The following is a 23,323-nucleotide window of genomic DNA, read 5'->3' on the forward strand; positions in this document are numbered from 1 at the left end:
GAGTCAGGTGCAATACGCCTTTTTCAGGGAATCCACCAGCACTTCAGAAGCGGTAGATAACTTATGATGCGCCGAACGCAAAACGCCGATCCGACGCTGGATCACCGGCGTATCCAGATCGATACAGGTTGCGCCCAGCTCTGTCATTTGCGTACGGCACAATGCGGGCACGGCGCTGCCGCCCAGTCCGCTCGCCACCAGGCGACCAACCGTCACCAGTTGATGGCTCTCCAGCGCCACCTCCAGCGTATGCCCACTTTGCACCAGCTGTTCTTCCAGCATCAGGCGCACGGCAGAAGGACGTTGCAGGGTGATAAAATCCAGCGTCAGTAACTCGCGCCACGCAATACGATCCCGGCCCGCCAGTTTGCATGTCGGCGGAACAATCGCGATAAAACGATCCACGCCGAGCGGGGTGAAATGCAGATGCCCTGCAGAGTCCGGCTCAAAAGCAATGCCCATCTCCACCCGCCCTTCACTGACCATCTCAATCACTTGTTCGTTAATCACGTCATGTACCGTTACGTTGATCCCTGAGTAGGAATCACGAAACGTTTTCAGTACCGATGGCAGGACGTTAGCGGCGAATGAGGGCATGGCGGCAATAGAGATTTTCCCGCGCTGCAGCGTAAAGCGCTGGCGCATTGCCTCTTCCGTATTCTCCCAGTCCGCCAGCAGCTGTCGCCCCATGTTGAGCAGCGTTTCCCCCTCCTGCGTCAGAGTCACTTTGCGGGTGGTTCTCAACAGTAACGCCCCGCCCAGTGAATCCTCCAGTCCTTTAATCGCCAGGCTTAAAGCGGGTTGCGACATATTCAGTCTTTCACTGGCATGAGCAAAATTCAGAGTGTGAGCTACCGCTAAAAACGCGCGTAACTGTTTGATGCTCATTCCCATTTCGCATTCCTTTAACTTGTTGAATACCTTTAATTAACATTAAATTGATAAAAAAACCCAATGAGTGAGTCACAAATTTAAAATTAACAAATCATTTTTCACCCCCAATGATGTCGGCAAGGACAACAGGAGGGGCAAGTGTATGGCTGGACTGGATAAACGGGTTGCCACCTATCAAGAGGCGCTGGAAGGACTGACCGATAACATGACGCTGCTGGCGGGCGGTTTTGGCTTATGTGGGATCCCTGAGAACCTGATTGCCGAAGTACGCCGTCGGGAGGTTCAGGGGCTTACGGTTGTGTCAAACAACTGCGGCGTGGATGGTTTTGGCCTTGGCGTTCTGCTGGAAACGCGCCAGGTACGCAAAGTGGTCGCATCTTATGTAGGTGAAAACGCCCTGTTTGAGCAGCAGGTTCTCAGCGGTGAACTGGAAGCTATCCTGACGCCGCAAGGCACGCTAGCAGAGCAGTTGCGCGCGGGCGGCGCGGGGATCCCGGCATTCTTTACCGCGACCGGATACGGAACCCCGGTCGCGCAAGGGAAAGAAGTTCGCGAGTTTGCCGGACGCCCTTACATCTTAGAGCAGGCGATAACCGGTGATTTTGCGTTGGTTAAAGGCTGGAAAGCCGACTGGTACGGCAACGTTATTTATCGCCACACCGCACAAAATTTTAATCCGCTGATGGCCGCCGCTGGGCGTATTACCGTCGTGGAAGTTGAAGAAATTGTCCCTCCCGGAGAGCTGGACCCCGCCGCAATTCACACCCCCGGAATTTACGTTAACCGCATTATCCAGGGGCAGTTTGAAAAACGTATTGAACAACGCACCCTGCGCCAGAAAGGAGCCTGACCATGTTAACGCGTGAACAAATGGCGATGCGTGTCGCCCGCGAGCTGCGAGACGGTTATTACGTCAACCTTGGGATTGGTATTCCTACTCTGGTGGCGAACTACATTCCTGAAGGCATGGACGTAATGCTGCAATCGGAAAACGGCTTGCTGGGTATGGGCCCGTTTCCCACGGAAGATGAAATTGATGCTGACATGATCAACGCCGGGAAACAGACCGTGACGGCGTGCAAAGGCGCGGCAATCTTCGACTCGGCGCAATCCTTCGCCATGATCCGCGGCGGTCACGTCGACCTGACGGTGCTCGGCGCGTTTGAAGTGGATGTTAACGGCAATATCGCCTCATGGATGATCCCCGGAAAAATGGTGAAAGGCATGGGCGGCGCGATGGATTTGGTTGCCGGAGCCGACAACATCATCGTGGTGATGACGCATGCCTCTAAAAGCGGCGAGTCGAAACTGCTTCCCGCCTGCACCCTGCCGCTGACCGGCGTGGCCTGTATTAAACATGTGCTTACCGATCTGGCGCTGCTGGAGATTGCCGACGGGGCGTTCATTCTGCGCGAGCGAGCGCCGGGCATCAGCGTGGATGAGATTGTCGCCAGAACCGCCGGCAAGCTGATCGTTCCCGAAAATGTCCCCGAAATGCACTTTAGCTGAGGAGCTGACCATGCAGGATGTTGTTATTGTCGCGGCAACGCGCACCCCAATTGGCAGTTTTCATGGCGCGCTGGCGCCGCTTTCCGCGGTTGAACTAGGTTCAGTGGTGATCCGTTCGCTGCTGGAAAAAACCGCCGTGGCACCTGAGCAAATTGATGAAGTGATCTTCGGCCAGGTTCTGACGGCTGGCTGCGGCCAGAACCCTGCCAGGCAAACGGCGTTACGCGCAGGACTGCCGTTCACCACGCCCGCGTTAACCCTGAATCTGGTGTGCGGCTCGGGCATGAAGGCGGTGCATCAGGCGGTCCAGGCGATTCGCTGCGGCGATGCGCAAATTGTGATTGCCGGTGGGCAGGAGAGCATGAGCAATGCGCCCTATTTCCTCGACGGCGCCCGGGCGGGACTGCGGCTCGGTCATGCCAGCATGAAAGACAGCGTGGTGCATGACGGTCTGTGGGATGCGTTTAACGACTATCACATGGGGATTACCGCGGAAAATCTGGCGGATAAGTTCGTGATCGGTCGCGAGCAGCAGGACGCCTTTGCCCTGCGCTCACAGCAAAAAGCGGCCGCCGCCATTGAAGCCGGTCGTTTTAGCGCGGAAATCACGCCAGTCAGCGTCCCGCAGGGCAAAAAACAGCCGCGTGTCGTGGATCGTGACGAACAGCCTCGTCCGGATACGCAGGCTGAAAAGCTGGCGCAGCTCAAACCAGCGTTTCGCCCAGGTAACGGCACGGTGACCGCCGGGAATGCCTCTTCAATCAACGATGGCGCCGCCGCGGTGATGTTGATGAGCGCCGCCAAAGCAGCAGAACTCAATCTGCCGGTTCTTGCCAGAGTGGCGGGCTACGCTGTCTCCGGCGTCGACCCTGCGATTATGGGCATTGGGCCGGTAGAGGCATCACTTCAGTGCCTGAAGCGAGCTGGCTGGACGTTGAATGATGTCGATCTCATTGAAGCCAACGAAGCCTTTGCCGCGCAAGCGCTGGCGGTTGGCGAATCCCTGAACTGGGACAGCAATCGGGTGAACGTAAACGGCGGCGCGATTGCACTGGGCCATCCCATTGGCGCGTCAGGTTGCCGAATTCTGGTGACTTTGCTGCACGAAATGGCCCGCCGTAACGCCGCCAAAGGGCTGGCTACGCTGTGCGTAGGCGGCGGTCAGGGGGTGGCGCTGGCGGTTGAGCGCCCGCAGGAGGTATCTCATGAAAACTAAGCATATCTGCGTACTGGGCGCGGGTTTAATGGGTGTCGGTATTGCCACCCACTTCGTCCGTTATGGTCACGATGTCTGGCTGTACGACACCGATAGCAACCGTATTGCAGATATTGGCGCAGTTGCCAGCGGTATTCTGGATGAACTGATTGCCACCGAACAGTTTCCTGCAGGCGACAAAGCACAGGCTGTGAGTCGTCTGCATGGTACTACCTCGCTGCACGATATTGCCGCGTGCGGGTTACTGATCGAAGCCATCCCGGAGCGACTCGAACTCAAGCACGCGTTGTATGCGCAACTGGAAGCATTGATCGCGCCTGAGGCCGTCATTGCCAGTAACACCAGCGGCCTGCCGCCGGATGCGCTGGCAGAGAAGCTCGCCCATCCTGAGCGGTTGTTAATCGCCCATTTCTGGCACCCGCCGCATTTTATTCCGCTGGTTGAGATTGTACCCGGCACGGCCACGAAGCCGGAATATCTGCAGGAGCTGCAACAACTGCTGCTTTCGATGCAACTGGAAGCCGTCGTGCTCGACCGCGCCGCGCCGGGGTTTGTCGGTAATCGCCTGCAGTTCGCTCTGCTGCGTGAAGCGTTGCATATCGTAAAAAGCGGGATCGCCAGCGCAGAGGTGGTGGATCAGGTAATGCGCGCCTCGCTCGGTCGTCGCTATGCGATGGTCGGTCCGCTGGAGGCGGCGGATATGACCGGACTTTCTACGGTACAGGACATTTGTCAGCATCTGCTACCGGAGCTGGCAACCGGGATCGACATGATGTCTCTGGTCGCTGACAAGGTGGCTAACGGTGATACCGGTTTGCGCAGCGGCCAGGGATTTTATCGCTGGGATGATTCGCGCAAGGAATATATCCAGCAACGCAGAGAGCATCAGCTGCGCTTTGCCCTGAAACCGTAACTTCTCTTTCTGTACCCCACTATAACAATGATATTGAGGAGTCATGATGAGTGTATTAATCGCCCTGGCAGCGTTGGGCCTGCTGATGCTGGCAGCCTATCGCGGATATAGCGTCATCCTGTTTGCCCCCATCGCGGCATTAGGTGCTGTATTGCTCACCGAACCCAGCGCCGTCGGCCCTGCCTTCACCGGCCTGTTTATGGAAAAAATGGTCGGTTTTGTGAAGCTTTACTTCCCGGTGTTCTTACTGGGCGCTGTGTTTGGCAAGTTAATCGAGTTATCGGGTTTTTCTCGCTCCATCGTTGCCGCCGCCATCAACATTCTCGGGCGTCGTCACGCCATCCCTGTGATTGTGCTGGTGTGTGCACTGTTGACCTACGGCGGCGTATCGCTGTTCGTGGTGGCATTTGCGGTGTATCCGTTTGCGGCGGAGCTGTTCCGTCAGAGTAATATTCCGAAGCGCCTGATCCCGGCCACCGTTGCGCTGGGCGCGTTTTCCTTCACCATGGACGCTCTGCCAGGCACGCCGCAGATCCAGAACATTATTCCGACCAGTTTCTTTGGAACTAACGCCTGGGCCGCGCCCTGGCTGGGTTTGATCGGCTCTCTGTTTATCATCGTTGTCGGTCTGGTTTATCTCGAGCGCCAGCGTCGTAAAGCGCAGGCAAAGAATGAAGGGTACGGCACTGAACTGTTAAACGAGCCGGAAACGCCGGATAACATTAACCTGCCGAACCCGATAATTGCTATCTCTCCGCTGATCCTGGTTGGCGTTTTTAACCTACTGTTTACCCACTGGATCCCGCAATGGTATGGCGCTACGCATCAACTGGAACTTCCGGGCCTTGCCAAACCGATTACCACCGAAGTCGGTAAAATCACCGCTATCTGGGCGGTAGAAGCGGCGCTGATTTCTGGGATCCTGCTGGTGGTGCTCTTCGGCTATCGCAACATTAAAGGTCGCCTGGCGGAAGGGAGCCGAACGGCGGTTGGCGGCGCGATCCTCGCGGCCATGAACACCGCATCAGAATACGGTTTTGGCGCAGTGATCGCCGCCCTGCCAGGTTTCCTTGTGCTGTCAAAAGCGCTGGCGGCCATTCCCGACCCGCTGCTCAATGAGGCTATCAGCATCACCACGCTTGCCGGGATCACCGGCTCGGCGTCTGGCGGGATGAGTATTGCCCTCGCCGCCATGTCTGACACTTTTATTGCCGCCGCCCATGCCGCCAATATTCCCCTCGAGGTCTTCCACCGCGTGGCGTCAATGGCCAGCGGTGGTATGGATACCCTGCCACATAACGGTGCGGTCATTACCCTGCTGGCCATAACCGGTCTTAGCCATCGTCAGGCGTACGGCGGGATATTCGCCATTACCGTAATTAAAAGTCTGGCCGTGCTGTTTGTTATCGGCGTCTTCTACACCACCGGAATTGTTTAAGGAGAATCATCATGAACTTAACGGGAAAAACCGCTCTGGTTACCGGCTCTACCAGCGGTATTGGATTAGGCATCGCACAGGTGCTGGCGCAAGCGGGCGCTACCCTGATCCTTAACGGATTTGGTGATGTGGAAGCCGCCAAAGATGCCATTGCACAATATGGCAAAACGCCAGGCTATCATGGCGCGGACCTGAGCGATGAAGCGCAAATTGCCGACATGATGCGCTATGCCGATAGCGAATATGGCGGTGTGGATATTCTGGTCAACAATGCCGGGATCCAGCATGTTTCACCGGTGGAGACCTTCCCGGTTGATAAATGGAACGCGATTATCGCCATTAACCTCTCTTCTGTCTTTCACACCACGCGCCTGGCGCTTCCCAGCATGCGAACGCGTAACTGGGGACGCATCATCAATATCGCTTCTGTTCATGGTCTGGTGGCCTCAAAAGAGAAATCCGCCTATGTGGCGGCGAAGCACGGCGTGGTGGGATTAACCAAAACCATTGCGCTGGAGACCGCGCAGACGGGTATCACCTGCAATGCGCTGTGCCCCGGTTGGGTGCTTACGCCGTTGGTCCAGCAGCAAATCGATAAACGTATTGCCGAAGGCGCTGAGCCTGACGCCGCGCGTGACGCCCTGCTGGCGGAAAAACAGCCGTCGCGCGAATTCGTCACGCCGCAACAGTTGGGTGAGCTTGCGCTATTTTTGTGCTCAGACGGGGCGTCGCAGGTGCGTGGCGTGGCGTGGAATATGGATGGCGGCTGGGTGGCGCAATAAAGATATCTGGTGCCGGATAAGACCCCGTCGCATCCGGCACACCTTTTTTACGATTTTAACTGATAATCCAGCGTGATTTCCGCGTTCAGTACCTGTGATACCGGGCAGCCGGCTTTTGCTTTCTGGATGATGCCGTCAAACGTGGCGGCATCTATCCCCGGGACGCTCACCTGACTGTGTAGCGCGACTTTGGTGATAGCAAATCCGGCATCCACTTTATCCAGAGAAACATCGGCAGTGGTATCAATGGCATCTGGGGTAAAACCCGCTTCGCCCAGCATGAGCGAAAGCGCCATTGAGAAGCAGGCTGCATGCGCCGCGCCAATCAACTCTTCAGGATTGGTGCCTTTCGCCCCTTCAAATCGGGTATTAAACCCATACGGTTGCTGATTCAACACCCCACTTTCGGTCGACACGGTACCTTTACCGCGCTTAATGTCGCCTTCCCAGTGTGCCTGACCTTTCTTATGGATAGTCATTACCGCTCTCCTGTGTTGTCGTTGGAGTTACAAGTATAGGACGGCTGAGAAAAAGCATGGCACATACGGGATAGTTCTCATTTGCCGCTTAAGCATTGACCTTTCAGCTGAAATGACCGACCATCCAGAAAGCCGCTATTTTTAACATCGGCTTTCTATCAGGTTGTATTTCGTCCGTTCTCATACGGACTCGCCCTTGAAACCAGTAACAGGATTAAGGAGTTAGAATGAAATCGAACCGTCAGGCCCGTCATATTCTCGGACTGGACCACAAAATCTCAAACCAACGCAAAGTCGTGACCGAAGGTGACAAAACCAACGTGGTCAATAATCCTACCGGAAGAAAGCGCCGCGCTGACGGCAAATAGCCTTTCGCACGTCTGACTGAATAACGAGATAAACACCATTGCAACCGCAGTGGTGTTTTTGCTTATAAAACCCCTTAACCCATTCACAATGCTTTATACTTCGGCCGTTTCCCTGGCGGACAGGCCACATACGATCATAAAGAGTGCCAGGGACGGTTATTCAAAAAAGAGTGAGTGACATGGAAAACGAAACTAAAAAACTGCGTTCCCTTTACATCCCCTACGCTGGCCCGGTTCTGCTGGAATTCCCTTTACTGAATAAAGGGAGTGCTTTCAGTGCCGAAGAACGCCGTAACTTCAACCTGCTGGGGTTACTGCCGGAAGTGGTCGAGACGATTGAAGAACAGGCTGAACGCGCCTGGATCCAATATCAGGGATTCAAAACCGAAATCGATAAACATATTTACCTGCGCAACATCCAGGACACCAACGAAACCCTGTTTTACCGGCTGGTGCATAATCACCTTGATGAGATGATGCCGGTTATCTATACCCCAACGGTTGGCGCGGCCTGTGAGCGTTTCTCCGAGATTTATCGTCGCGCGCGCGGCGTCTTTATCTCTTATCAGAACCGCCACAATATGGACGATATCCTGCAAAACGTTCCTAACCACAATATCAAGGTCATCGTTGTCACCGATGGGGAACGTATTTTGGGTCTTGGCGATCAGGGGATCGGCGGGATGGGTATTCCAATCGGTAAACTGTCGCTGTATACCGCGTGTGGTGGGATCAGCCCGGCCTACACCCTGCCGGTGGTACTGGACGTCGGAACCAACAACCAGCAACTGCTCAACGATCCGCTGTATATGGGCTGGCGTAATCCGCGTATCACCGATGATGAATACTACGAATTTGTCGATGAATTCATCCAGGCCGTGAAGCATCGCTGGCCGGACGTGCTGTTGCAGTTTGAAGACTTCGCACAGAAAAACGCCATGCCGCTGTTGACCCGCTATCGCGATGAAATTTGCTCGTTTAACGACGATATTCAGGGTACCGCTGCGGTAACCGTTGGCACGCTGATTGCGGCCAGCCGTGCGGCCGGTAGCCAGTTAAGCGAACAGAACATTGTCTTCCTCGGGGCAGGTTCCGCCGGTTGCGGAATTGCCGAGCAGATCATCGCGCAAATCCAGCGTGAAGGTTTAAGCGAAGAAGCGGCGCGTCAACGCGTGTTTATGGTCGATCGCTTCGGCCTGTTAACCGATAAGATGCCGAACCTGCTCTCTTTCCAGACCAAACTGGTGCAAAAACGCGAAAATCTGCAGCACTGGGATACGCAAGAAGATGTGCTGTCGTTACTCGATGTGGTACGCAACGTTAAGCCGGACATCCTGATTGGTGTTTCCGGACAGACCGGCCTGTTTACCGAAGAGATCATTCGCGAAATGCATAAGCATTGCCCGCGTCCGATCGTCATGCCGCTGTCTAACCCGACTTCCCGCGTAGAAGCCACGCCACAGGATATTATCGCCTGGACCGAGGGTAACGCGCTGGTTGCGACCGGTAGCCCGTTCGCACCGGTACTGTGGAAAGAGAAAATCTATCCCATTGCCCAATGTAACAACGCCTATATCTTCCCGGGTATTGGTCTGGGGGTAATTGCCTCTGGCGCATCGCGTATCACTGATGAAATGCTGATGTCGGCCAGTGAAACACTGGCGCAGTATTCACCGCTGGTGCTCAACGGCGAAGGACTGGTGTTACCTGAGCTGAAAGATATTCAGACCGTTTCCCGCGCCATCGCGTTTGCCGTCGGTAAAATGGCCCAGCAGCAAGGCGTGGCGGTGAAAACCTCCGCCGAAGCGCTGCAACAGGCGATTGACGATAATTTCTGGCAGGCAGAATACCGCGACTACCGTCGTACCTCTATCTGACGGTTTGCCCGGCGGCACGTTGCTGCCGGGCGCTCAGAACTTGCGCGACTGCGTGACTTACGATTACACTTTCACCATCGATTAACATTTGGAAAATAATAAGGAGGATACTTATGCTGTACTGTGAACGTTTTATCGTTTCACATGCTTTTGGCGATCGCCAGTGCTCAAGCGTTATCGGTATCGTGCTGCGATAACTTCTGCTTGAGCGAAGCTAACTTCTAAATCCCCTTCTCTCGGGCTTACCGGGTTATCGTCAGCGATGTTTGACGAGGCGTTTTTACGCCTGTAACTCTTGAGTAAGCAACAATGAGCACATTACTAACCGCACAATCCTTACACGTTGATACGGCATTCGGCACGCTATTCGACGATCTTTCCTTTACCCTGAAAAAAGGCGACCGCATCGGGCTTATCGGCTACAACGGCTGCGGCAAAAGCACGCTGTTAAAACTGCTCGATGGCACAATTTCGCCGACCAGTGGGGTTATCGCGCAGGCAAATCACTGCCATCTCGCCCGTGTAGAACAACATCTGCCTGACGAAATATTGCCGCTCACGCTGCAGGAAGCCGTTCTGGCTCAACTGCCCGAGCATGAACGCGCAGGTCAGCAGTGGCGAGTTGAAGCACTGCTCGCTGAAATGGGGTTCACGCCGGAGAATTTATCTCTGACAGCACACACGCTGAGCGGCGGCCAACACACGCGTCTGTTATTGGCGCGGGCGCTGATGCGAAACCCTGACCTGCTGCTGCTGGATGAGCCGGGTAACCACCTGGACTTGCCAACATTACTGTGGCTGGAACAGTTCTTACAAAACTGGTCTGGCAGTTTTGTGGTGGTTTCCCACGACCCGCAGCTGTTAGACGCGGTGACTCACGGAACCTGGATCCTGCGCGATCGAACTCTTCATGCCTTCGATCTGCCCTGTAGCGCAGCGCGTCAGGCTCTGGCAGAAAGAGACATCAGCGATGCTCTGCGCCATAAGGCTGAGCAAAAGGAGATAGACCGGGTGACCGCCAGCGCCAAACGGCTGGCTACCTGGGGGCGGGTCTACGACAACGAAGATCTTTCCCGCAAGGCCAAGCAGATGGAAAAGCAGGTACAGCGCCTGAAAGAGGTACAGACTGAAGTGACGTCAGGAAGTCAGTGGACACTAACATTGCAGGGAGATGCCCTGCGTGCGGATCGTTTGCTGGAGATGACTAATCTGTCCGTGGCCCCTGCTCCCGACGCCGATACGCTGTTTTCCATTGCCGGTCTCCGGTTAAAAAGCGGCGATCGCGTGGCGATTGTCGGGCGCAACGGTTGCGGGAAATCATCGTTGTTAAGGCTTATCTGGCAACAGTTTCACTCACAACTGGCATCACCTTCACTGGTGTTGCACCCGCGCGTTACGTTGGGGTATTACGACCAGACGCTGCACCAACTCGCAGATAATGATTCGTTATTTGACGCGCTGGAGCCGTTTGCTCCGCAGCCTGATATCCGCAAAATGGCGCTGATTAGCGCGGGTTTTCCGTGGGTTCGTCACGCGCAGCGGATCAGTTCCCTAAGCGGCGGTGAGCGCTCCCGGCTGCTGTTTGTTGGGCTAACGCTTGCGCGCTACAGCCTACTGATGCTCGATGAACCGACCAACCACCTGGATCTGGAAGGTAAAGAGGCGTTAGCAGAAACGCTGCAAAGCTATAACGGCGGCGTGTTGTTGGTCAGTCACGACCGTCAGCTTATTAGCCAAAGCTGTAACCGGTTTTGGTTGATCGACCACGGCGAACTCAGTGAATGGCACGATCTGGACGCGGTCAATGCGCGTATTCGGGAAACATCCTCGGAGATAACCGTTCCCAAAACGGTGGTCGATGCAAGAGCCGAAATAAGCGGTGACAGCGATGGATTGCTGGAACAACTTCTTGAGCTGGAGCAGCGTCTGGCTGACGATCTTGCCCGCAAGCCGAAACATCAAAAGCCGCTGTTACAGGCGCAATGGCGTGAGGAGATTGAGCGCCTGAACTCACAACTGGAGTAAACCGTATTGCCGGATGGCAGGCCTACATCAGCAAAATGCGCGTGTAGGCCCGTCATCCGGCTTATCGAAATATGACGTTTTTTTGGCAAAAAAATGGCGCTACTGGTGTAGCGCCATTACGATCAGGGCACGTCAGAAGTTAGTTAACCCCTTCCTCGCTCTCTTTTTTCGCTTCTTGTCGTTCAACTTCGCGATACCAGCGTGGGTGATGTTTCTTCGCCCAGCGACGGCTCACTTTCCCTTCGACCATGCCTTTAATCGATCCTTTCACCCAGAATGCCATATACATGTGGATGAGGATGGCGTGCATCAGGATAATCCCCGCAGCCGCATGGATAAGCAGGCTATAGCGCACGACCTGCATCGGGAAGAACTGCGCAAAGTACGGACGCCAGATAATGATGCCGGTGATCAGCAGCACGAAAATCATGCTCATGATCGACCAGAACATCATTTTCTGCCCGGCATTGTACTTACCCACGTCCGCCACTTTGTGTTCATTGCCTTTCAGCACTTCCACAATGTTTTTCAGCCACGGGATATCTTTTTTATCCGGGATGTTGTGGTGAACAAAGCGTACAAACATGAACATCAGTGCCACGAAGATCAGCAGTCCGAAGAACGGGTGCAAAATGCGCCCCATCTGCGGCGTACCGAAGGTCTGCGTCAGCCATTGCAGAGTCGGGAAGAAAAACGAAATCCCCGACAACGCCACCAGGAAGAAGCAGATCACCACCGTCCAGTGACAGGCGCGGTCGATAAACTTCGTGCGCACAATCATTTTCGACTTACTCATGATGATCCTCCTCGTCGTCGTCCACTTCCTTATTCGGACCGATACCAATGTAGTGGTAAATCAGTCCGGCGAAGGTGGCGATAAATCCGGCAGCGGCCAGCGGTTTCAGCGCCCCTTTCCACAGATTGATAGAGGTATCGATCTGCGGTTCTTTCGGCAGGCCGTGATACAGCTCCGGCTGGTTGGCATGATGCAGAACGTACATCACGTGCGTGCCACCCACACCTTCCGGGTTGTAAACACCGGCATGTTCATAACCGCGTGCTTTCAGTTTTGCCACACGTTGTTCGCCCATTTCCAGCATTTCCTGCTTGGTACCGAAATGGATTGCCCCGGTCGGACAGGTCTTCACGCAGGCAGGTTCCTGCCCGACGCTGACGCGGTCCACACACAGCGTACATTTATACACGCGGTTATCCTCTTTATTGAGGCGCGGAATATTAAATGGACACCCGGCAATACAGTAGCCGCAGCCAATGCAGTGCTCTGACTGAAAATCAACAATCCCGTTGGCGTACTGGATGATAGCCCCGGCAGACGGGCATGCCTTCAGGCAGCCCGGATCTTCACAGTGCATACAGCCGTCTTTACGAATCAACCACTCGAGCTTGCCGTTCTGTTCGGTTTCGGTAAACCGCATCACCGTCCAGGACTTGGCGCTAAGATCGGCAGGGTTGTCATACACCCCGACGCAGTGGCCGACTTCATCGCGGATATCATTCCACTCTGAACATGCCACCTGACAGGCCTTACAGCCTATGCAGGTGGAAACGTCGATCAGCTTCGCGACCTCAGCTTTGTAATCACGGGCCTGAGGCGGCGGCGTGATGGCGTTTGTTGCGGACCGTTTGATGATGTCCTGCGTTTCCATAGACATATGTTCGCCTCCCTTACGCCTTCTCGATGTTAACTAAAAACGCTTTGTATTCCGGCGTTTGCGAGTTTGCATCACCGACATTCGGCGTCAGGGTGTTGGCGATATAGCCTTTACGCGCGACTCCTTCAAAGCCCCAGTGGATCGGGATCCCAACCGTTTCAACCTGCTGACCGTTGACGTGCAGAGTACGCAGACGACGGGTAACCACGGCAACTGCGCGAATAAATCCACGCTTGCTGCTAACTTTGACGTGATCGCCGTTGGAGATCCCCTTCGCCGCCGCCAGCGTTTCGCTGATTTCCACAAACTGCTCTGGCTGAGCAATCGCATTCAGCAATGCGTGCTTGGTCCAGGTATGGAAATGTTCGGTCAGACGATAGGTCGTCCCGACGTACGGGAAGTCCTGTTTCGTGCCCATGCGTAACTTATCCGCTTCGTACAGACGCGCTGCCGGGTTGGAGATCACGTTCGGATGCAGCGGGTTCGTACCCAGCGGCGTTTCCATTGGCTCGTAGTGTTCCGGGAACGGACCTTCCGCCATCTTATCGATAGCGAACAGACGACCCAGCCCTTCCGGCTGCATAATAAACGGATTGGTGCCACTGCCCGGTGCTGCGGTGTTGAAGTCCGGGATATCGTTCCCCGTCCACTTCGTGCCGTTCCACTGGATCAGCATGCGTTTTGGATCCCATGGCTTACCTTGCGGGTCCGCCGAAGCGCGGTTATACAGCACGCGACGGTTTAACGGCCATGCCCAGGCCCAGCCCAGCGTATTACCGAGACCTGACGGGTCGGCGTTATCGCGATTGGCCATCTGGTTGCCCTGCTCGGTCCAGCTACCGGTATAAATCCAGCAGGACGATGACGTAGACCCATCATCGCGCAGAAGCGCAAAGCTGCTGAGTAACTGGCCTTTCTTCGCAACCAGCACACCGTTGGCATCATAGAGGTCTTCCAGCGCATAGCCGTTGTTCTCTTTTGCCACTTCCTCGGAGTGCGGTTCGTCCGGCTGCTTATAGTTCCAGCTCATTTTCAGCACGGGTTCTACGGCTTTACCGCCTTCAGTGCGATACATGTCGCGCAGACGGTGATAAATACCGGCCAGAATTTCGCCGTCGTTGCGGGCTTCACCCGGGGCATCTTGACCTTTCCAGTGCCACTGCAGCCAGCGACCGGAGTTGGCGATGGATCCGTCCTCTTCCGCAAAGCAGGTGGATGGCAAACGGAAGACTTCGGTCTGAATAGAAGCCGGATCAACGTCGTTTGATTCGCCGTGGTTCTGCCAGAACGTAGAGGTTTCGGTCACCAGCGGATCGATAATCACCAGATACTTCAGTTTGCTCAGGCACTGCACCACTTTGTTTTTGTCCGGGAAGGACGCGACCGGGTTAAAGCCCTGACAGATGTAGCCGGTGACTTTCCCGCTATCCATCATGTTGAAGTATTTGATGACGTCGTAGGACTGATCCCACTTCGGCAACCACTCAAAGCCCCAGTCGTTTTCTTTCTGCGCCGCATTGCCGTAGAAAGATTTCATCAGGCTGACGAAGAATTTCGGGTAGTTGCCCCAGTAGTTCACCTGATCGGCCAACGTCGCTTTTGGCGTGTTAGCGGCCAGATAGGTTTGCAGATCGGCCTGTTTCTCTGACGGCAGCGTCAGGTAGCCTGGTAGACTGGTAGAGAGCAGCCCTAAGTCGGTTAAACCCTGAATGTTGGAGTGACCGCGTAAAGCGTTGACCCCGCCACCTGCCATCCCCATGTTGCCGAGCAGCAACTGGATCATCGCCATGGTACGGATGTTCTGCGCCCCGACGGTATGCTGTGTCCAGCCCAGCGCATACAGGAACGTGGTGGTGCGATCCGCTGCGCTGGTGGAAGCCAGCACTTCGCACACTTTCAGGAAGTCTTCTTTTGGCGTACCGCAGATGTTTTCCACCACATCCGGCGTGTAGCGGGAAACGTGCTGTTTTAGCAGATTCCAGACACAGCGAGGATGGCTTAACGTTTCATCGCGTTTCGCGTAGCCGTTTTCATCGAACTGGTAGTTCCAGGACGATTTATCGTATTGGCGTTTTTTCGCGTCGTAACCGCTGAACAGGCCGTCTTCAAAAGCAAAATCATCCCGCACCAGCAGGCTGGCGTTGGTGTAATGCTTAACGTATTCAGCGTTGATTTTGTTGTTTTCAATCAGATACAGCAAGACGCCGGACAGGAACGTAATGTCCGTGCCGGAACGAATTGGCGCGTAAATATCCGCTACCGAGGCTGTACGTGTAAAACGGGGGTCAACAACAATTAGCGTGGCATCATTGTTGTTTTTAGCTTCCATCGCCCAGCGGAATCCCACCGGATGTGCTTCAGCGGCGTTACCGCCCATCACCATCACGACGTTGGCGTTTTTAATATCAACCCAGTGGTTGGTCATCGCACCGCGACCAAATGTTGGAGCAAGACTTGCTACCGTTGGTCCGTGTCAGACGCGCGCCTGGTTGTCTACTGCCAGCATGCCGAGTGAGCGCACAAATTTTTGCGTCAGCATGCCGGTTTCATTACTTGCCGCAGATGCGCACAGCATCCCGGTAGAAAGCCAGCGGTTTACCGTTACGCCCTGCTCATTCTTCTCAATAAAGTTGGCGTCGCGGTCAGTTTTCATCAGCTTCGCGATACGGGTAAAAGCCTCATCCCAGCTGATACGCTGCCATTTGTCGGAGCCTGGAGCGCGATATTCCGGGTAACGCAGACGGTTTTCACTGTGCACGTAATCCAGTAATCCTGCGCCTTTAGGGCATAATGCCCCACGACTCACCGGATGATCCGGATCCCCTTCAATATGGTAAATCGACTCTTTGGCGTTTTTTGCTCCATCTCCCAGGCTATACATTAATAGCCCGCAACCTACGGAACAGTATGTGCAGGTGTTTCGGATCTCTTTGGCGCGCAACAGCTTATAGTTTCGCGCCTGAGCCAGTGCCATTTTGGGTGCAAAACCCAGAGCGGCTACTGTTGTTCCCGCCATACCGCCCGCGCAGATTTTAAAAAATTGTCTGCGGCTGACGTCCATTGCTTTCCTCTTTTTTGCAGGGATTCGTACAGGAAATCTCTCAAATTGCGCCAGCGCGGCATGATTGAAAGATGACATGTACAACTTCGCGACGAAACTATCAGCTATATCCATATTTTTTTTGCGTCAAATCAATAACGAAACGGTTCCGCTACTAAATAGTGCACTTCGCTTAACCTTTGTACCCATAAGGGAGTAGACAAAAGGGAATTAATTAGCGCGCTACGGTGTAAAGGTGCTATACATTTCAGCTTAATTTTTGCCAGTACCATGGACAGACAATCAGCATGACAAAACAAAAAGCAACGTTAATTGGGCTTATTGCCATCGTGCTCTGGAGCACGATGGTCGGGCTTATTCGTGGGGTAAGCGAAGGACTGGGGCCGGCAGGCGGCGCGGCGATGATTTTTACATTAAGCGGCCTGTTGCTGATATTTACCGTCGGATTCCCAAATATCAGAAAAATTCCTGTGCGATATTTAATCGCCGGTAGCGTGCTTTTTGTTAGCTATGAAATATGCTTAGCGCTGGCCCTGGGCTATGCCGCCACTCGTCACCAGGCTATTGAAGTCGGTATGGTCAATTATCTCTGGCCAAGTCTGACAATATTATTTGCCATCTTATTTAATGGCCAAAAAACAACCTGGTTGGTGATTCCCGGATTAATCATCGCATTGACCGGGGTTTGTTGGGTGTTGGGGGGTGAAAACGGCCTCAATCCTGGAGAAATTATCAGTAATGTTGCCAGCAGTCCGCTTAGCTATTTTCTCGCCTTTCTCGGCGCTTTTATCTGGGCAACGTATTGCACGGTGACCAATAAATATGCAAAAGGTTTTAACGGCATCACCGTGTTCGTTTTACTAACGGCGGCAAGTTTGTGGGTTTACTATTTTATTACGCCTCAACCGGAAATGGTTTTCAGCACTTCGGTGACGATTAAAATGTTCACGGCAGCATTAACGTTAGGATTTGCCTATGCCGCGTGGAATATTGGCATTTTGCATGGCAACGTGACCGTTATGGCCGTCGGGTCTTATTTTACTCCAGTGCTGTCCTCTGCGCTGGCGGCGGTGTTGCTCAGCGCCCCGCTGTCACTATCCTTCTGGCAAGGAGCGCTGATGGTCTGCGCGGGGTCTCTGCTTTGCTGGCTGGCAACGCGCCGTGCCTGAAAAAAGTCGGGTTTTATCACAAACAAATAAAATCCGGCTATACTTTAGACAATTTAATGAATAATAATTGTTCATTCCGCTGCGGTTTATGTTTATATTTGTTTAATAAAATGTTAAACATATGGAAATTAATTAACACCCGAAAGTATTACTCGGTCATCTATATCTCTTCACATGTATATATTACACCTGCGAAACTAACGCCATTTAAATCATAGCCTGCACAATAGTTCCCCATGTAAATATACCCATTCCGATCTGTCACATATTAAGATTAATACAATCAGCTATATTATGTAGATCTGGATCACACAACTTCAAATATTTCGCAATATTATGAAACTTATTATTGAACTTATACCACTGCGTCATTTAAAAATGGTTTGCCATTGACGAACCCCTTCGTTTAGCAATGGTTTAGGAAACACACCAAGAAATAATTATAAGGATTATTTAGAATGAAACTTAAATTAGTTGCAGTGGCAGTGACTAGCCTGTTGGCGGCAGGTGCGGTAAACGCAGCTGAGGTATATAACAAAGACGCAAACAAACTGGACCTGTACGGTAAAGTTCACGCTCAACACTACTTCTCTAACGATACCAGCAGCGATGGCGACAAAACTTACGCGCGTCTGGGCTTCAAAGGCGAAACTCAGATCAATGACCAACTGGTTGGTTTCGGTCAGTGGGAATATGAATTCAAAGGCAACCGTTCTGAAGATCAGGGTTCCGACAAAGATAAAACCCGTCTGGCATTCGCTGGCCTGAAATTCGCTGAATACGGTTCTTTCGACTACGGTCGTAACTACGGCGTAGCTTACGACATCGGCGCATGGACCGACGTTCTGCCAGAGTTCGGTGGCGATACCTGGACCCAGACTGACGTCTTCATGACTGGTCGTACTACTGGCGTTGCAACCTACCGTAACACCGACTTCTTCGGTCTGGTTGAAGGTCTGAACTTTGCCCTGCAGTACCAGGGTAAAAACGATCGTAGCGCCGACAAAGAAGCTAATGGCGACGGCTTCGGTCTGTCTACTACCTATGAGTACGATGGCTTCGGCGTAGGTGCAACCTATGCGAAATCTGACCGTACTGACTCCCAGAACAACCACAGCGGTCAGTTCAAAGCTGACGGTAAGAACGCTGAAATTTGGGCTGCTGGCCTGAAATATGATGCGAACAACATCTACCTGGCAACCACCTACTCCGAAACCCGTAACATGACTACCTTTGGTGGTACTGTTAAAGGTACTGAGATCATCGGTATTGCAAATAAAGCACAGAACTTTGAAGCTGTTGCTCAGTACCAGTTCGACTTCGGTCTGCGTCCGTCCGTTGCTTACCTGAAGTCTAAAGGTAAAGACATCAACGGTTACGGCGACCAGGATCTGGTTGAATACGTAGATCTGGGCGCGACCTACTACTTCAACAAAAACATGTCCACCTTCGTTGATTACAAAATCAACCTGCTGGATGCCAACAACTTCACAAGAGCTGCCGGTGTAAGCACTGACAACATCGTTGCTGTTGGTCTGAACTACCAGTTCTAATTTTGTTGTAGTCTGAATACAAAGCCAGTCCTTCCAGGGCTGGCTTTTTCTCTTAATGTAGACTCGGTCATAAGGAGTATGCCGTGCAGACATTCACTGGTCGTTGTCTTTGCGGGCAGAGTCATTTTACCGTCGACGTCGAAATGCTGGATGTCTATGCCTGTCATTGTACGCTGTGCCAGAAGTGGTCAGGTGGCATCGCTATGTATCTGGAAGCCAGCGCTCAGCCGCTGATGTCGCCAGATTCAGCAGAACCTTCGCACTTCCCTTCTTCAAATCGTGGTGAACGTTTCTTCTGTTCCGGTTGCGGGTGCCCGCTGTGGTTTACCCTAACGGGCAGCGATCGTTATTTTGTGCCGTGGACGCTGCTGGAACTGAATGAGGTGGATCGCCGCCGCCTGGTTTTAGCGGCAGAGATCTATACGGAAACACAGCCTGCGTTCTGGAGGCTGACGGGGCAATACGCTCGACTGAGTGGGAAAGAAGTCGAAGAGATGGATTACCCCTGTCATTTAGCCCATTAGTTATTGACGCTGTACCTTTGCCAGACTGAACCACATTCCTACCGCTAATACGATAAGCATGCTGCCGGCGCTGCTTAAGGCCACGCTGTGCGACCAGGTAAAGGCTTCTTTAGCAGCCGACAGCAACGCCTCACTCAGCGACGACGGGAGCGAGTGCGCCAGTTGCACCGCCTCCCCCATTGACGATGAGGCTCGTTCTATCTCCTGTGGATTAAGTCCGACAGGCGGCAGAATCGAGGCTGAAAAGCTGCGGCTCAACAACAAACCAAAGATAGCGATCCCAAGCCCGGCCCCCAGTTCATAAGCCATTGTCTCAATGGCGCCCGCGGCTGCGGCTTTTTCTGCCGGGGCTGCCGCCATGATAGCCGCCGTTGAGGCCAGCAGCGCACTGGCGGCGCTGAAACCGAGCAAAGCCATTAATATCCAGGCTTGAATCTGCTGAGTACTGAAATCTGTCATCGCCAGGCCGTAAAAACTGACGGCGCTAAGCGCCATACCCGCCGTTGCCACACAACGTAATCCCAGGCGTGACACCAGCATACCGGCAATGGGTCCGCTGAAGCCGCTTGCCAGCATCACCGGCAGCATAAACAGTCCCGCCTGATACGGTGTTAAACCATGAACAAACTGTAGCTCCTGAGCCATCAGTAACTCGAAACCCACCAGAGTTATCATGGCGGTCATCGCCATCACAACGCCGCTTAAGATGATGCGATGCGTGAACAGCCGCATATCAATCATCGGGCGGGAAGCGGCAAGCTGGATGCGGACAAACTGCCACAACAGTAACGCGCCGGTTAACAGCGTCAACGCAATGGCAGCGGTCGCCGTATGCCCTTTCAGCGCGGTTTTAGCGCTGTAAACCAGCAGCAGAATGGCGACAATCAGCATTATCGCATGACCGAAATTTAACGATTGATCGCGACGTCCGGCCTGGCGCGGCACTAAGCGTGCGGTTAAGGCCATTACCACCATGACAATCGGCACATTAATTAAGAACACGGATCCCCAGTAGAAGTGCTCCAGCAGCATCCCACCAACCAGTGGGCCAAATGCCGCACCGCCGGAACCCACGGCAGCCCAGACACCGAGCGCCATATTGCGATGCCGTTGCTCAGCGAATGTGGCGCGAATACCCGCAAGCGTTGCCGGAACAATCATCGCCGCCCCAATCGCCAATACAGCCCGAGTGGCAATCAGCCAACCCGCGCTGTGGGCAAAGGCAGCGGCCAGCGATGCGAGACCAAATAATCCGCCCCCTAACAGCAGCAGACGTTTAAAGCCAATACGATCGCCCAGCGCGCCCATTGGCAATACCATTCCGGCCATTACCAGAGAATAAATATCAATGATCCACAGCAGCTCGTTACCACTGGCACCCAGCGTCATACTCAGCGTGGGCGCGGCAACGTGCAGCACCGTTGCATCAATCGCAACAGGGATGTAGACCAGTACAATAATGACTAACGTTAACCACTGACGAAACATAAAACTCCCTAACGAAACTGAAACTGGACACGTGTCCAGCTTTAGCGATCCTACGGAAATTTGAACGCATGTCCAACTTTTTGTTAGACTGCGTGCTATACGGGTACAGGAGGAAAGATGAGCTATCTGAATCGGGACGAACGTCGGGAAGTTATTCTGCAAGCGGCCATGCGTGTCGCGCTTGAGGAAGGATTTACTGCTATGACGGTGCGGCGTATTGCCACGGAAGCTCAGGTGTCCACCGGGCAGGTACACCATCACTTTACCTCTGCGGGTGAGTTAAAATCCCTCGCTTTTGTGCAACTGATACGGACCCTTCTGGATGCCGAACAGGTCAGTGATAACGCCAGCTTCCGCGAACGACTGCATGCTATGTTGGGCAGCGAAGATGGCGGGTTCGAACCCTACATTAAACTGTGGCGCGAAGCGCAGGTCCTGGCGGATAAAGATCCGGAAATCAAAAGCGCCTACCTGCTAACCATGCGGATGTGGCATGAAGAAACCGCCGCTATCATCACTCAAGGACAGAGTGCAGGTGAATTTTCAGCAATACCGGATGCGGCCGAGGTGGCCTGGCGCTTAATCGCATTGGTTTGCGGCCTGGATGGCATCTATGTCTTAGGCATTGAGGAAATGGCCGACCCTGCATTCGAACGCCATTTGGATCGTATGATTACGTTAGAGTTAGTTAATTGATGTTATAGATGAATTAATAATACATCTTTTATTTTTACAATTGGTAACACTTAAGCAACATGTAATTCCCTCATCACGCCGCGTTATTGCACTTTTTTATCTATTCTTTCAGTCAATATTCCCAAAACTTTTCAATAGTTTCTAAAAAGAACTCGCGCGGCGCTTTGTGCGTTTATTTCTTTTTCATGAACGGCATGGGCATGGAGAATAATATGTCAGCATCAAATGAGAAAAATAATCGTTATCTTTTAACTGACTGGAAACCGGAGAACCCTGCCTTTTGGGAAAACAAAGGTAAGCATATTGCACGCAGAAACCTCTGGATATCAGTAAGTTGTCTGTTGCTGGCGTTCTGCGTCTGGATGTTGTTCAGCGCCGTGGCCGTCAATCTGAATAAAATTGGTTTTAATTTCACTACTGACCAACTGTTTTTATTAACGGCATTGCCTTCTCTTTCTGGCGCAATATTGCGCGTTCCCTACTCCTTTATGGTACCTATATTTGGTGGGCGCCGGTGGACCATTTTTAGCACGATTATTCTGGTGATTCCCTGCGTCTGGCTCGGTTTTGCCGTGCAAAATAACGCTACTCCGTTTGGCGTATTTATTATCATTGCGCTGATGTGTGGTTTTGCTGGCGCAAACTTTGCCTCCAGCATGGGTAATATCAGCTTTTTCTTCCCCAAAGCGAAACAAGGCAGCGCATTAGGCGTTAACGGTGGTCTCGGCAACCTTGGCGTCAGCGTGATGCAGTTGATCGCGCCGCTGGTGATCTTTCTGCCTATCTTTACCTTTTTGGGTGTACAGGGCGTACCGCAAGCCGACGGCTCGTTATTGTCGCTGGCCAATGCCGCATGGATTTGGGTTCCGTTACTGCTGATAGCCACCTTAGCAGCAGGCATGGGAATGAACGATATTGCCAGTTCGAAGGCCTCAATTGCTTCCCAGTTGCCGGTCCTCAAACGTTTTCATCTGTGGTTATTAAGCCTGCTGTATCTCGCCACTTTCGGTTCATTTATCGGCTTTTCGGCAGGCTTTGCCATGCTGGCGAAAACTCAGTTCCCGGACGTGAATATCCTGCAACTGGCGTTCTTCGGCCCCTTCATCGGCGCTCTTGCACGATCGGCAGGTGGGGTGATCTCTGACAAATTCGGTGGTGTGCGCGTCACGTTAATTAACTTCATCTTTATGGCGTTGTTTAGCGCCCTGCTGTTCCTCACCCTGCCAGGGTCAGGCGAAGGAAACTTTGTCGCCTTCTACCTGGTGTTTATGGGCTTGTTCCTGACTGCGGGTCTGGGAAGCGGCTCAACCTTCCAGATGATCGCGGTGATCTTTCGCAAAATCACCATATACCGGGTCAAGCTGCACGGCGGTACTGAAGAACAGGCCCAACGTGAGGCGGTAACCGATACCGCTGCCGCCCTGGGATTCATCTCTGCTATTGGCGCTGTGGGGGGCTTCTTCATCCCCAAAGCATTTGGTTCATCGCTGGCGCTGACTGGCTCTCCGGTGGGCGCAATGAAAATATTCCTCGTGTTTTACATCGTCTGCGTGCTGGTGACCTGGCTGGTCTATGGCCGTAAATCACAAAAAAAATAACAAAATGGATACCGCAGGATCGGACAGTTCGCTAGGCCGGATAAGGCGTTAACCGCCATC

Annotated in this window: 20 protein-coding genes; 14 read left to right on the forward strand and 6 right to left on the reverse strand. The window is 53.3% G+C overall.

Going from position 1 to position 23,323, the window contains the following annotated elements; all coding sequences use genetic code 11:
* Positions 1–3: 3 nt before the first annotated feature.
* Positions 4–894, reverse strand: a complete 891-nt coding sequence (locus OGV65_RS09140; RefSeq protein ID WP_141875186.1) for a LysR family transcriptional regulator — start codon at positions 892–894, stop codon at positions 4–6.
* Between the two features lie 142 nt (positions 895–1,036).
* Between OGV65_RS09140 and OGV65_RS09145 the strand changes: the two genes are divergently transcribed.
* Genes OGV65_RS09145 through OGV65_RS09170 form a run of 6 tightly spaced genes read left to right on the forward strand, consistent with a single transcriptional unit; the run spans position 1,037 to position 6,752 of the window.
* Entirely contained in the window at positions 1,037–1,744 is a 708-nt protein-coding gene (locus OGV65_RS09145) for a CoA transferase subunit A (RefSeq protein ID WP_016153096.1), read from the forward strand.
* A 2-nt stretch (positions 1,745–1,746) separates the two neighbouring features.
* Positions 1,747–2,403, forward strand: a complete 657-nt coding sequence (locus tag OGV65_RS09150; protein ID WP_286454874.1) for a CoA transferase subunit B — start codon at positions 1,747–1,749, stop codon at positions 2,401–2,403.
* A gap of 10 nt (positions 2,404–2,413) precedes the next feature.
* Positions 2,414–3,619 (forward strand): acetyl-CoA C-acetyltransferase, encoded by a 1,206-nt coding sequence (locus OGV65_RS09155; RefSeq protein ID WP_286454875.1) that lies wholly within the window; start codon positions 2,414–2,416, stop codon positions 3,617–3,619.
* Entirely contained in the window at positions 3,609–4,532 is a 924-nt protein-coding gene (locus OGV65_RS09160) for a 3-hydroxyacyl-CoA dehydrogenase family protein (protein ID WP_286454876.1), read from the forward strand. Before OGV65_RS09155 ends, OGV65_RS09160 begins: the two co-directional genes overlap by 11 nt.
* Positions 4,533–4,575: 43 nt before the next feature.
* Positions 4,576–5,970, forward strand: a complete 1,395-nt coding sequence (locus tag OGV65_RS09165) for a GntP family permease (RefSeq protein ID WP_196615732.1) — start codon at positions 4,576–4,578, stop codon at positions 5,968–5,970.
* A gap of 11 nt (positions 5,971–5,981) precedes the next feature.
* A complete protein-coding gene (locus OGV65_RS09170) occupies positions 5,982–6,752 on the forward strand; it encodes a 3-hydroxybutyrate dehydrogenase (protein ID WP_286454877.1) in 771 nt (256 codons plus the stop codon).
* Between the two features lie 47 nt (positions 6,753–6,799).
* On the opposite strand, the gene OGV65_RS09175 is transcribed toward OGV65_RS09170, so the two are convergent.
* Positions 6,800–7,231 (reverse strand): OsmC family protein, encoded by a 432-nt coding sequence (locus tag OGV65_RS09175; protein WP_019076792.1) that lies wholly within the window; start codon positions 7,229–7,231, stop codon positions 6,800–6,802.
* Positions 7,232–7,458: 227 nt separating this feature from the next.
* Between OGV65_RS09175 and sra the strand changes: the two genes are divergently transcribed.
* The 3 genes from sra (at position 7,459) to OGV65_RS09190 (ending at position 11,501) form a co-directional block, all read left to right on the forward strand.
* Positions 7,459–7,599 carry a stationary-phase-induced ribosome-associated protein gene (gene sra / locus OGV65_RS09180; RefSeq protein ID WP_006684530.1) on the forward strand — a complete coding sequence of 47 codons (141 nt, stop codon included), beginning with the start codon at positions 7,459–7,461 and terminating at the stop codon, positions 7,597–7,599.
* Between the two features lie 179 nt (positions 7,600–7,778).
* Entirely contained in the window at positions 7,779–9,476 is a 1,698-nt protein-coding gene (maeA, locus tag OGV65_RS09185) for a malate dehydrogenase (protein WP_016153104.1), read from the forward strand.
* A gap of 309 nt (positions 9,477–9,785) precedes the next feature.
* Positions 9,786–11,501 (forward strand): ABC-F family ATP-binding cassette domain-containing protein, encoded by a 1,716-nt coding sequence (locus tag OGV65_RS09190; RefSeq protein ID WP_200079952.1) that lies wholly within the window; start codon positions 9,786–9,788, stop codon positions 11,499–11,501.
* A gap of 139 nt (positions 11,502–11,640) precedes the next feature.
* Here the strand turns inward: OGV65_RS09190 and fdnI are convergent, their stop codons facing one another.
* From fdnI to fdnG, 3 genes are read right to left on the reverse strand one after another with little or no spacing between them, the layout of a single operon-like run.
* Complete coding sequence (gene fdnI, locus OGV65_RS09195) at positions 11,641–12,297, reverse strand: formate dehydrogenase-N subunit gamma (protein WP_016153106.1); 657 nt, start codon at positions 12,295–12,297, stop codon at positions 11,641–11,643.
* Positions 12,290–13,174 carry a formate dehydrogenase N subunit beta gene (gene fdnH / locus OGV65_RS09200; protein WP_016156544.1) on the reverse strand — a complete coding sequence of 295 codons (885 nt, stop codon included), beginning with the start codon at positions 13,172–13,174 and terminating at the stop codon, positions 12,290–12,292. Before fdnH ends, fdnI begins: the two co-directional genes overlap by 8 nt.
* A 13-nt stretch (positions 13,175–13,187) precedes the next feature.
* Positions 13,188–16,235, reverse strand: a complete 3,048-nt coding sequence (gene fdnG, locus OGV65_RS09205; RefSeq protein ID WP_094169740.1) for a formate dehydrogenase-N subunit alpha — start codon at positions 16,233–16,235, stop codon at positions 13,188–13,190.
* 287 nt (positions 16,236–16,522) lie between these two features.
* Between fdnG and yddG the strand changes: the two genes are divergently transcribed.
* From yddG to OGV65_RS09220, 3 genes are all read left to right on the forward strand, one after another.
* Positions 16,523–17,404: an aromatic amino acid efflux DMT transporter YddG gene (yddG, locus tag OGV65_RS09210; RefSeq protein WP_016156546.1), complete on the forward strand. Its 882-nt coding sequence runs from the start codon at positions 16,523–16,525 to the stop codon at positions 17,402–17,404.
* Positions 17,405–17,862: 458 nt separating this feature from the next.
* Positions 17,863–18,957 (forward strand): porin OmpD, encoded by a 1,095-nt coding sequence (gene ompD, locus OGV65_RS09215; protein WP_131345781.1) that lies wholly within the window; start codon positions 17,863–17,865, stop codon positions 18,955–18,957.
* A gap of 83 nt (positions 18,958–19,040) precedes the next feature.
* Positions 19,041–19,481, forward strand: coding sequence for a GFA family protein (locus OGV65_RS09220; protein ID WP_016153111.1), 441 nt, complete (start codon positions 19,041–19,043; stop codon positions 19,479–19,481).
* Here OGV65_RS09220 and OGV65_RS09225 read toward each other — a convergent pair whose 3' ends face one another.
* Positions 19,482–20,969, reverse strand: coding sequence for an MFS transporter (locus tag OGV65_RS09225; RefSeq protein ID WP_141875192.1), 1,488 nt, complete (start codon positions 20,967–20,969; stop codon positions 19,482–19,484).
* Positions 20,970–21,086: 117 nt separating this feature from the next.
* Between OGV65_RS09225 and OGV65_RS09230 the strand changes: the two genes are divergently transcribed.
* Positions 21,087–21,665 (forward strand): TetR family transcriptional regulator, encoded by a 579-nt coding sequence (locus OGV65_RS09230; protein ID WP_016153113.1) that lies wholly within the window; start codon positions 21,087–21,089, stop codon positions 21,663–21,665.
* Between the two features lie 212 nt (positions 21,666–21,877).
* A complete protein-coding gene (locus OGV65_RS09235; RefSeq protein ID WP_047358146.1) occupies positions 21,878–23,263 on the forward strand; it encodes a NarK family nitrate/nitrite MFS transporter in 1,386 nt (461 codons plus the stop codon).
* Positions 23,264–23,323 lie beyond the last annotated feature (60 nt).

It is taken from the genome of Citrobacter sp. Cb004 (assembly GCF_030337065.1).
In the GTDB taxonomy this organism is placed as follows: Bacteria; Pseudomonadota; Gammaproteobacteria; order Enterobacterales; family Enterobacteriaceae; genus Citrobacter; species Citrobacter braakii.

Bases quoted from the DNA above. Each gene is read 5' to 3' on its own strand.
- OGV65_RS09140 (WP_141875186.1), bottom strand. From the start codon at position 894: ATGGGAATGAGCATCAAACAGTTACGCGCGTTTTTAGCGGTAGCTCAC.
- OGV65_RS09145 (WP_016153096.1), top strand. From the start codon at position 1,037: ATGGCTGGACTGGATAAACGGGTTGCCACCTATCAAGAGGCGCTGGAA.
- OGV65_RS09150 (WP_286454874.1), top strand. From the start codon at position 1,747: ATGTTAACGCGTGAACAAATGGCGATGCGTGTCGCCCGCGAGCTGCGA.
- OGV65_RS09155 (WP_286454875.1), top strand. From the start codon at position 2,414: ATGCAGGATGTTGTTATTGTCGCGGCAACGCGCACCCCAATTGGCAGT.
- OGV65_RS09160 (WP_286454876.1), top strand. From the start codon at position 3,609: ATGAAAACTAAGCATATCTGCGTACTGGGCGCGGGTTTAATGGGTGTC.
- OGV65_RS09165 (WP_196615732.1), top strand. From the start codon at position 4,576: ATGATGAGTGTATTAATCGCCCTGGCAGCGTTGGGCCTGCTGATGCTG.
- OGV65_RS09170 (WP_286454877.1), top strand. From the start codon at position 5,982: ATGAACTTAACGGGAAAAACCGCTCTGGTTACCGGCTCTACCAGCGGT.
- OGV65_RS09175 (WP_019076792.1), bottom strand. From the start codon at position 7,231: ATGACTATCCATAAGAAAGGTCAGGCACACTGGGAAGGCGACATTAAG.
- sra (WP_006684530.1), top strand. From the start codon at position 7,459: ATGAAATCGAACCGTCAGGCCCGTCATATTCTCGGACTGGACCACAAA.
- maeA (WP_016153104.1), top strand. From the start codon at position 7,779: ATGGAAAACGAAACTAAAAAACTGCGTTCCCTTTACATCCCCTACGCT.
- OGV65_RS09190 (WP_200079952.1), top strand. From the start codon at position 9,786: ATGAGCACATTACTAACCGCACAATCCTTACACGTTGATACGGCATTC.
- fdnI (WP_016153106.1), bottom strand. From the start codon at position 12,297: ATGAGTAAGTCGAAAATGATTGTGCGCACGAAGTTTATCGACCGCGCC.
- fdnH (WP_016156544.1), bottom strand. From the start codon at position 13,174: ATGTCTATGGAAACGCAGGACATCATCAAACGGTCCGCAACAAACGCC.
- yddG (WP_016156546.1), top strand. From the start codon at position 16,523: ATGACAAAACAAAAAGCAACGTTAATTGGGCTTATTGCCATCGTGCTC.
- ompD (WP_131345781.1), top strand. From the start codon at position 17,863: ATGAAACTTAAATTAGTTGCAGTGGCAGTGACTAGCCTGTTGGCGGCA.
- OGV65_RS09225 (WP_141875192.1), bottom strand. From the start codon at position 20,969: ATGTTTCGTCAGTGGTTAACGTTAGTCATTATTGTACTGGTCTACATC.
- OGV65_RS09230 (WP_016153113.1), top strand. From the start codon at position 21,087: ATGAGCTATCTGAATCGGGACGAACGTCGGGAAGTTATTCTGCAAGCG.
- OGV65_RS09235 (WP_047358146.1), top strand. From the start codon at position 21,878: ATGTCAGCATCAAATGAGAAAAATAATCGTTATCTTTTAACTGACTGG.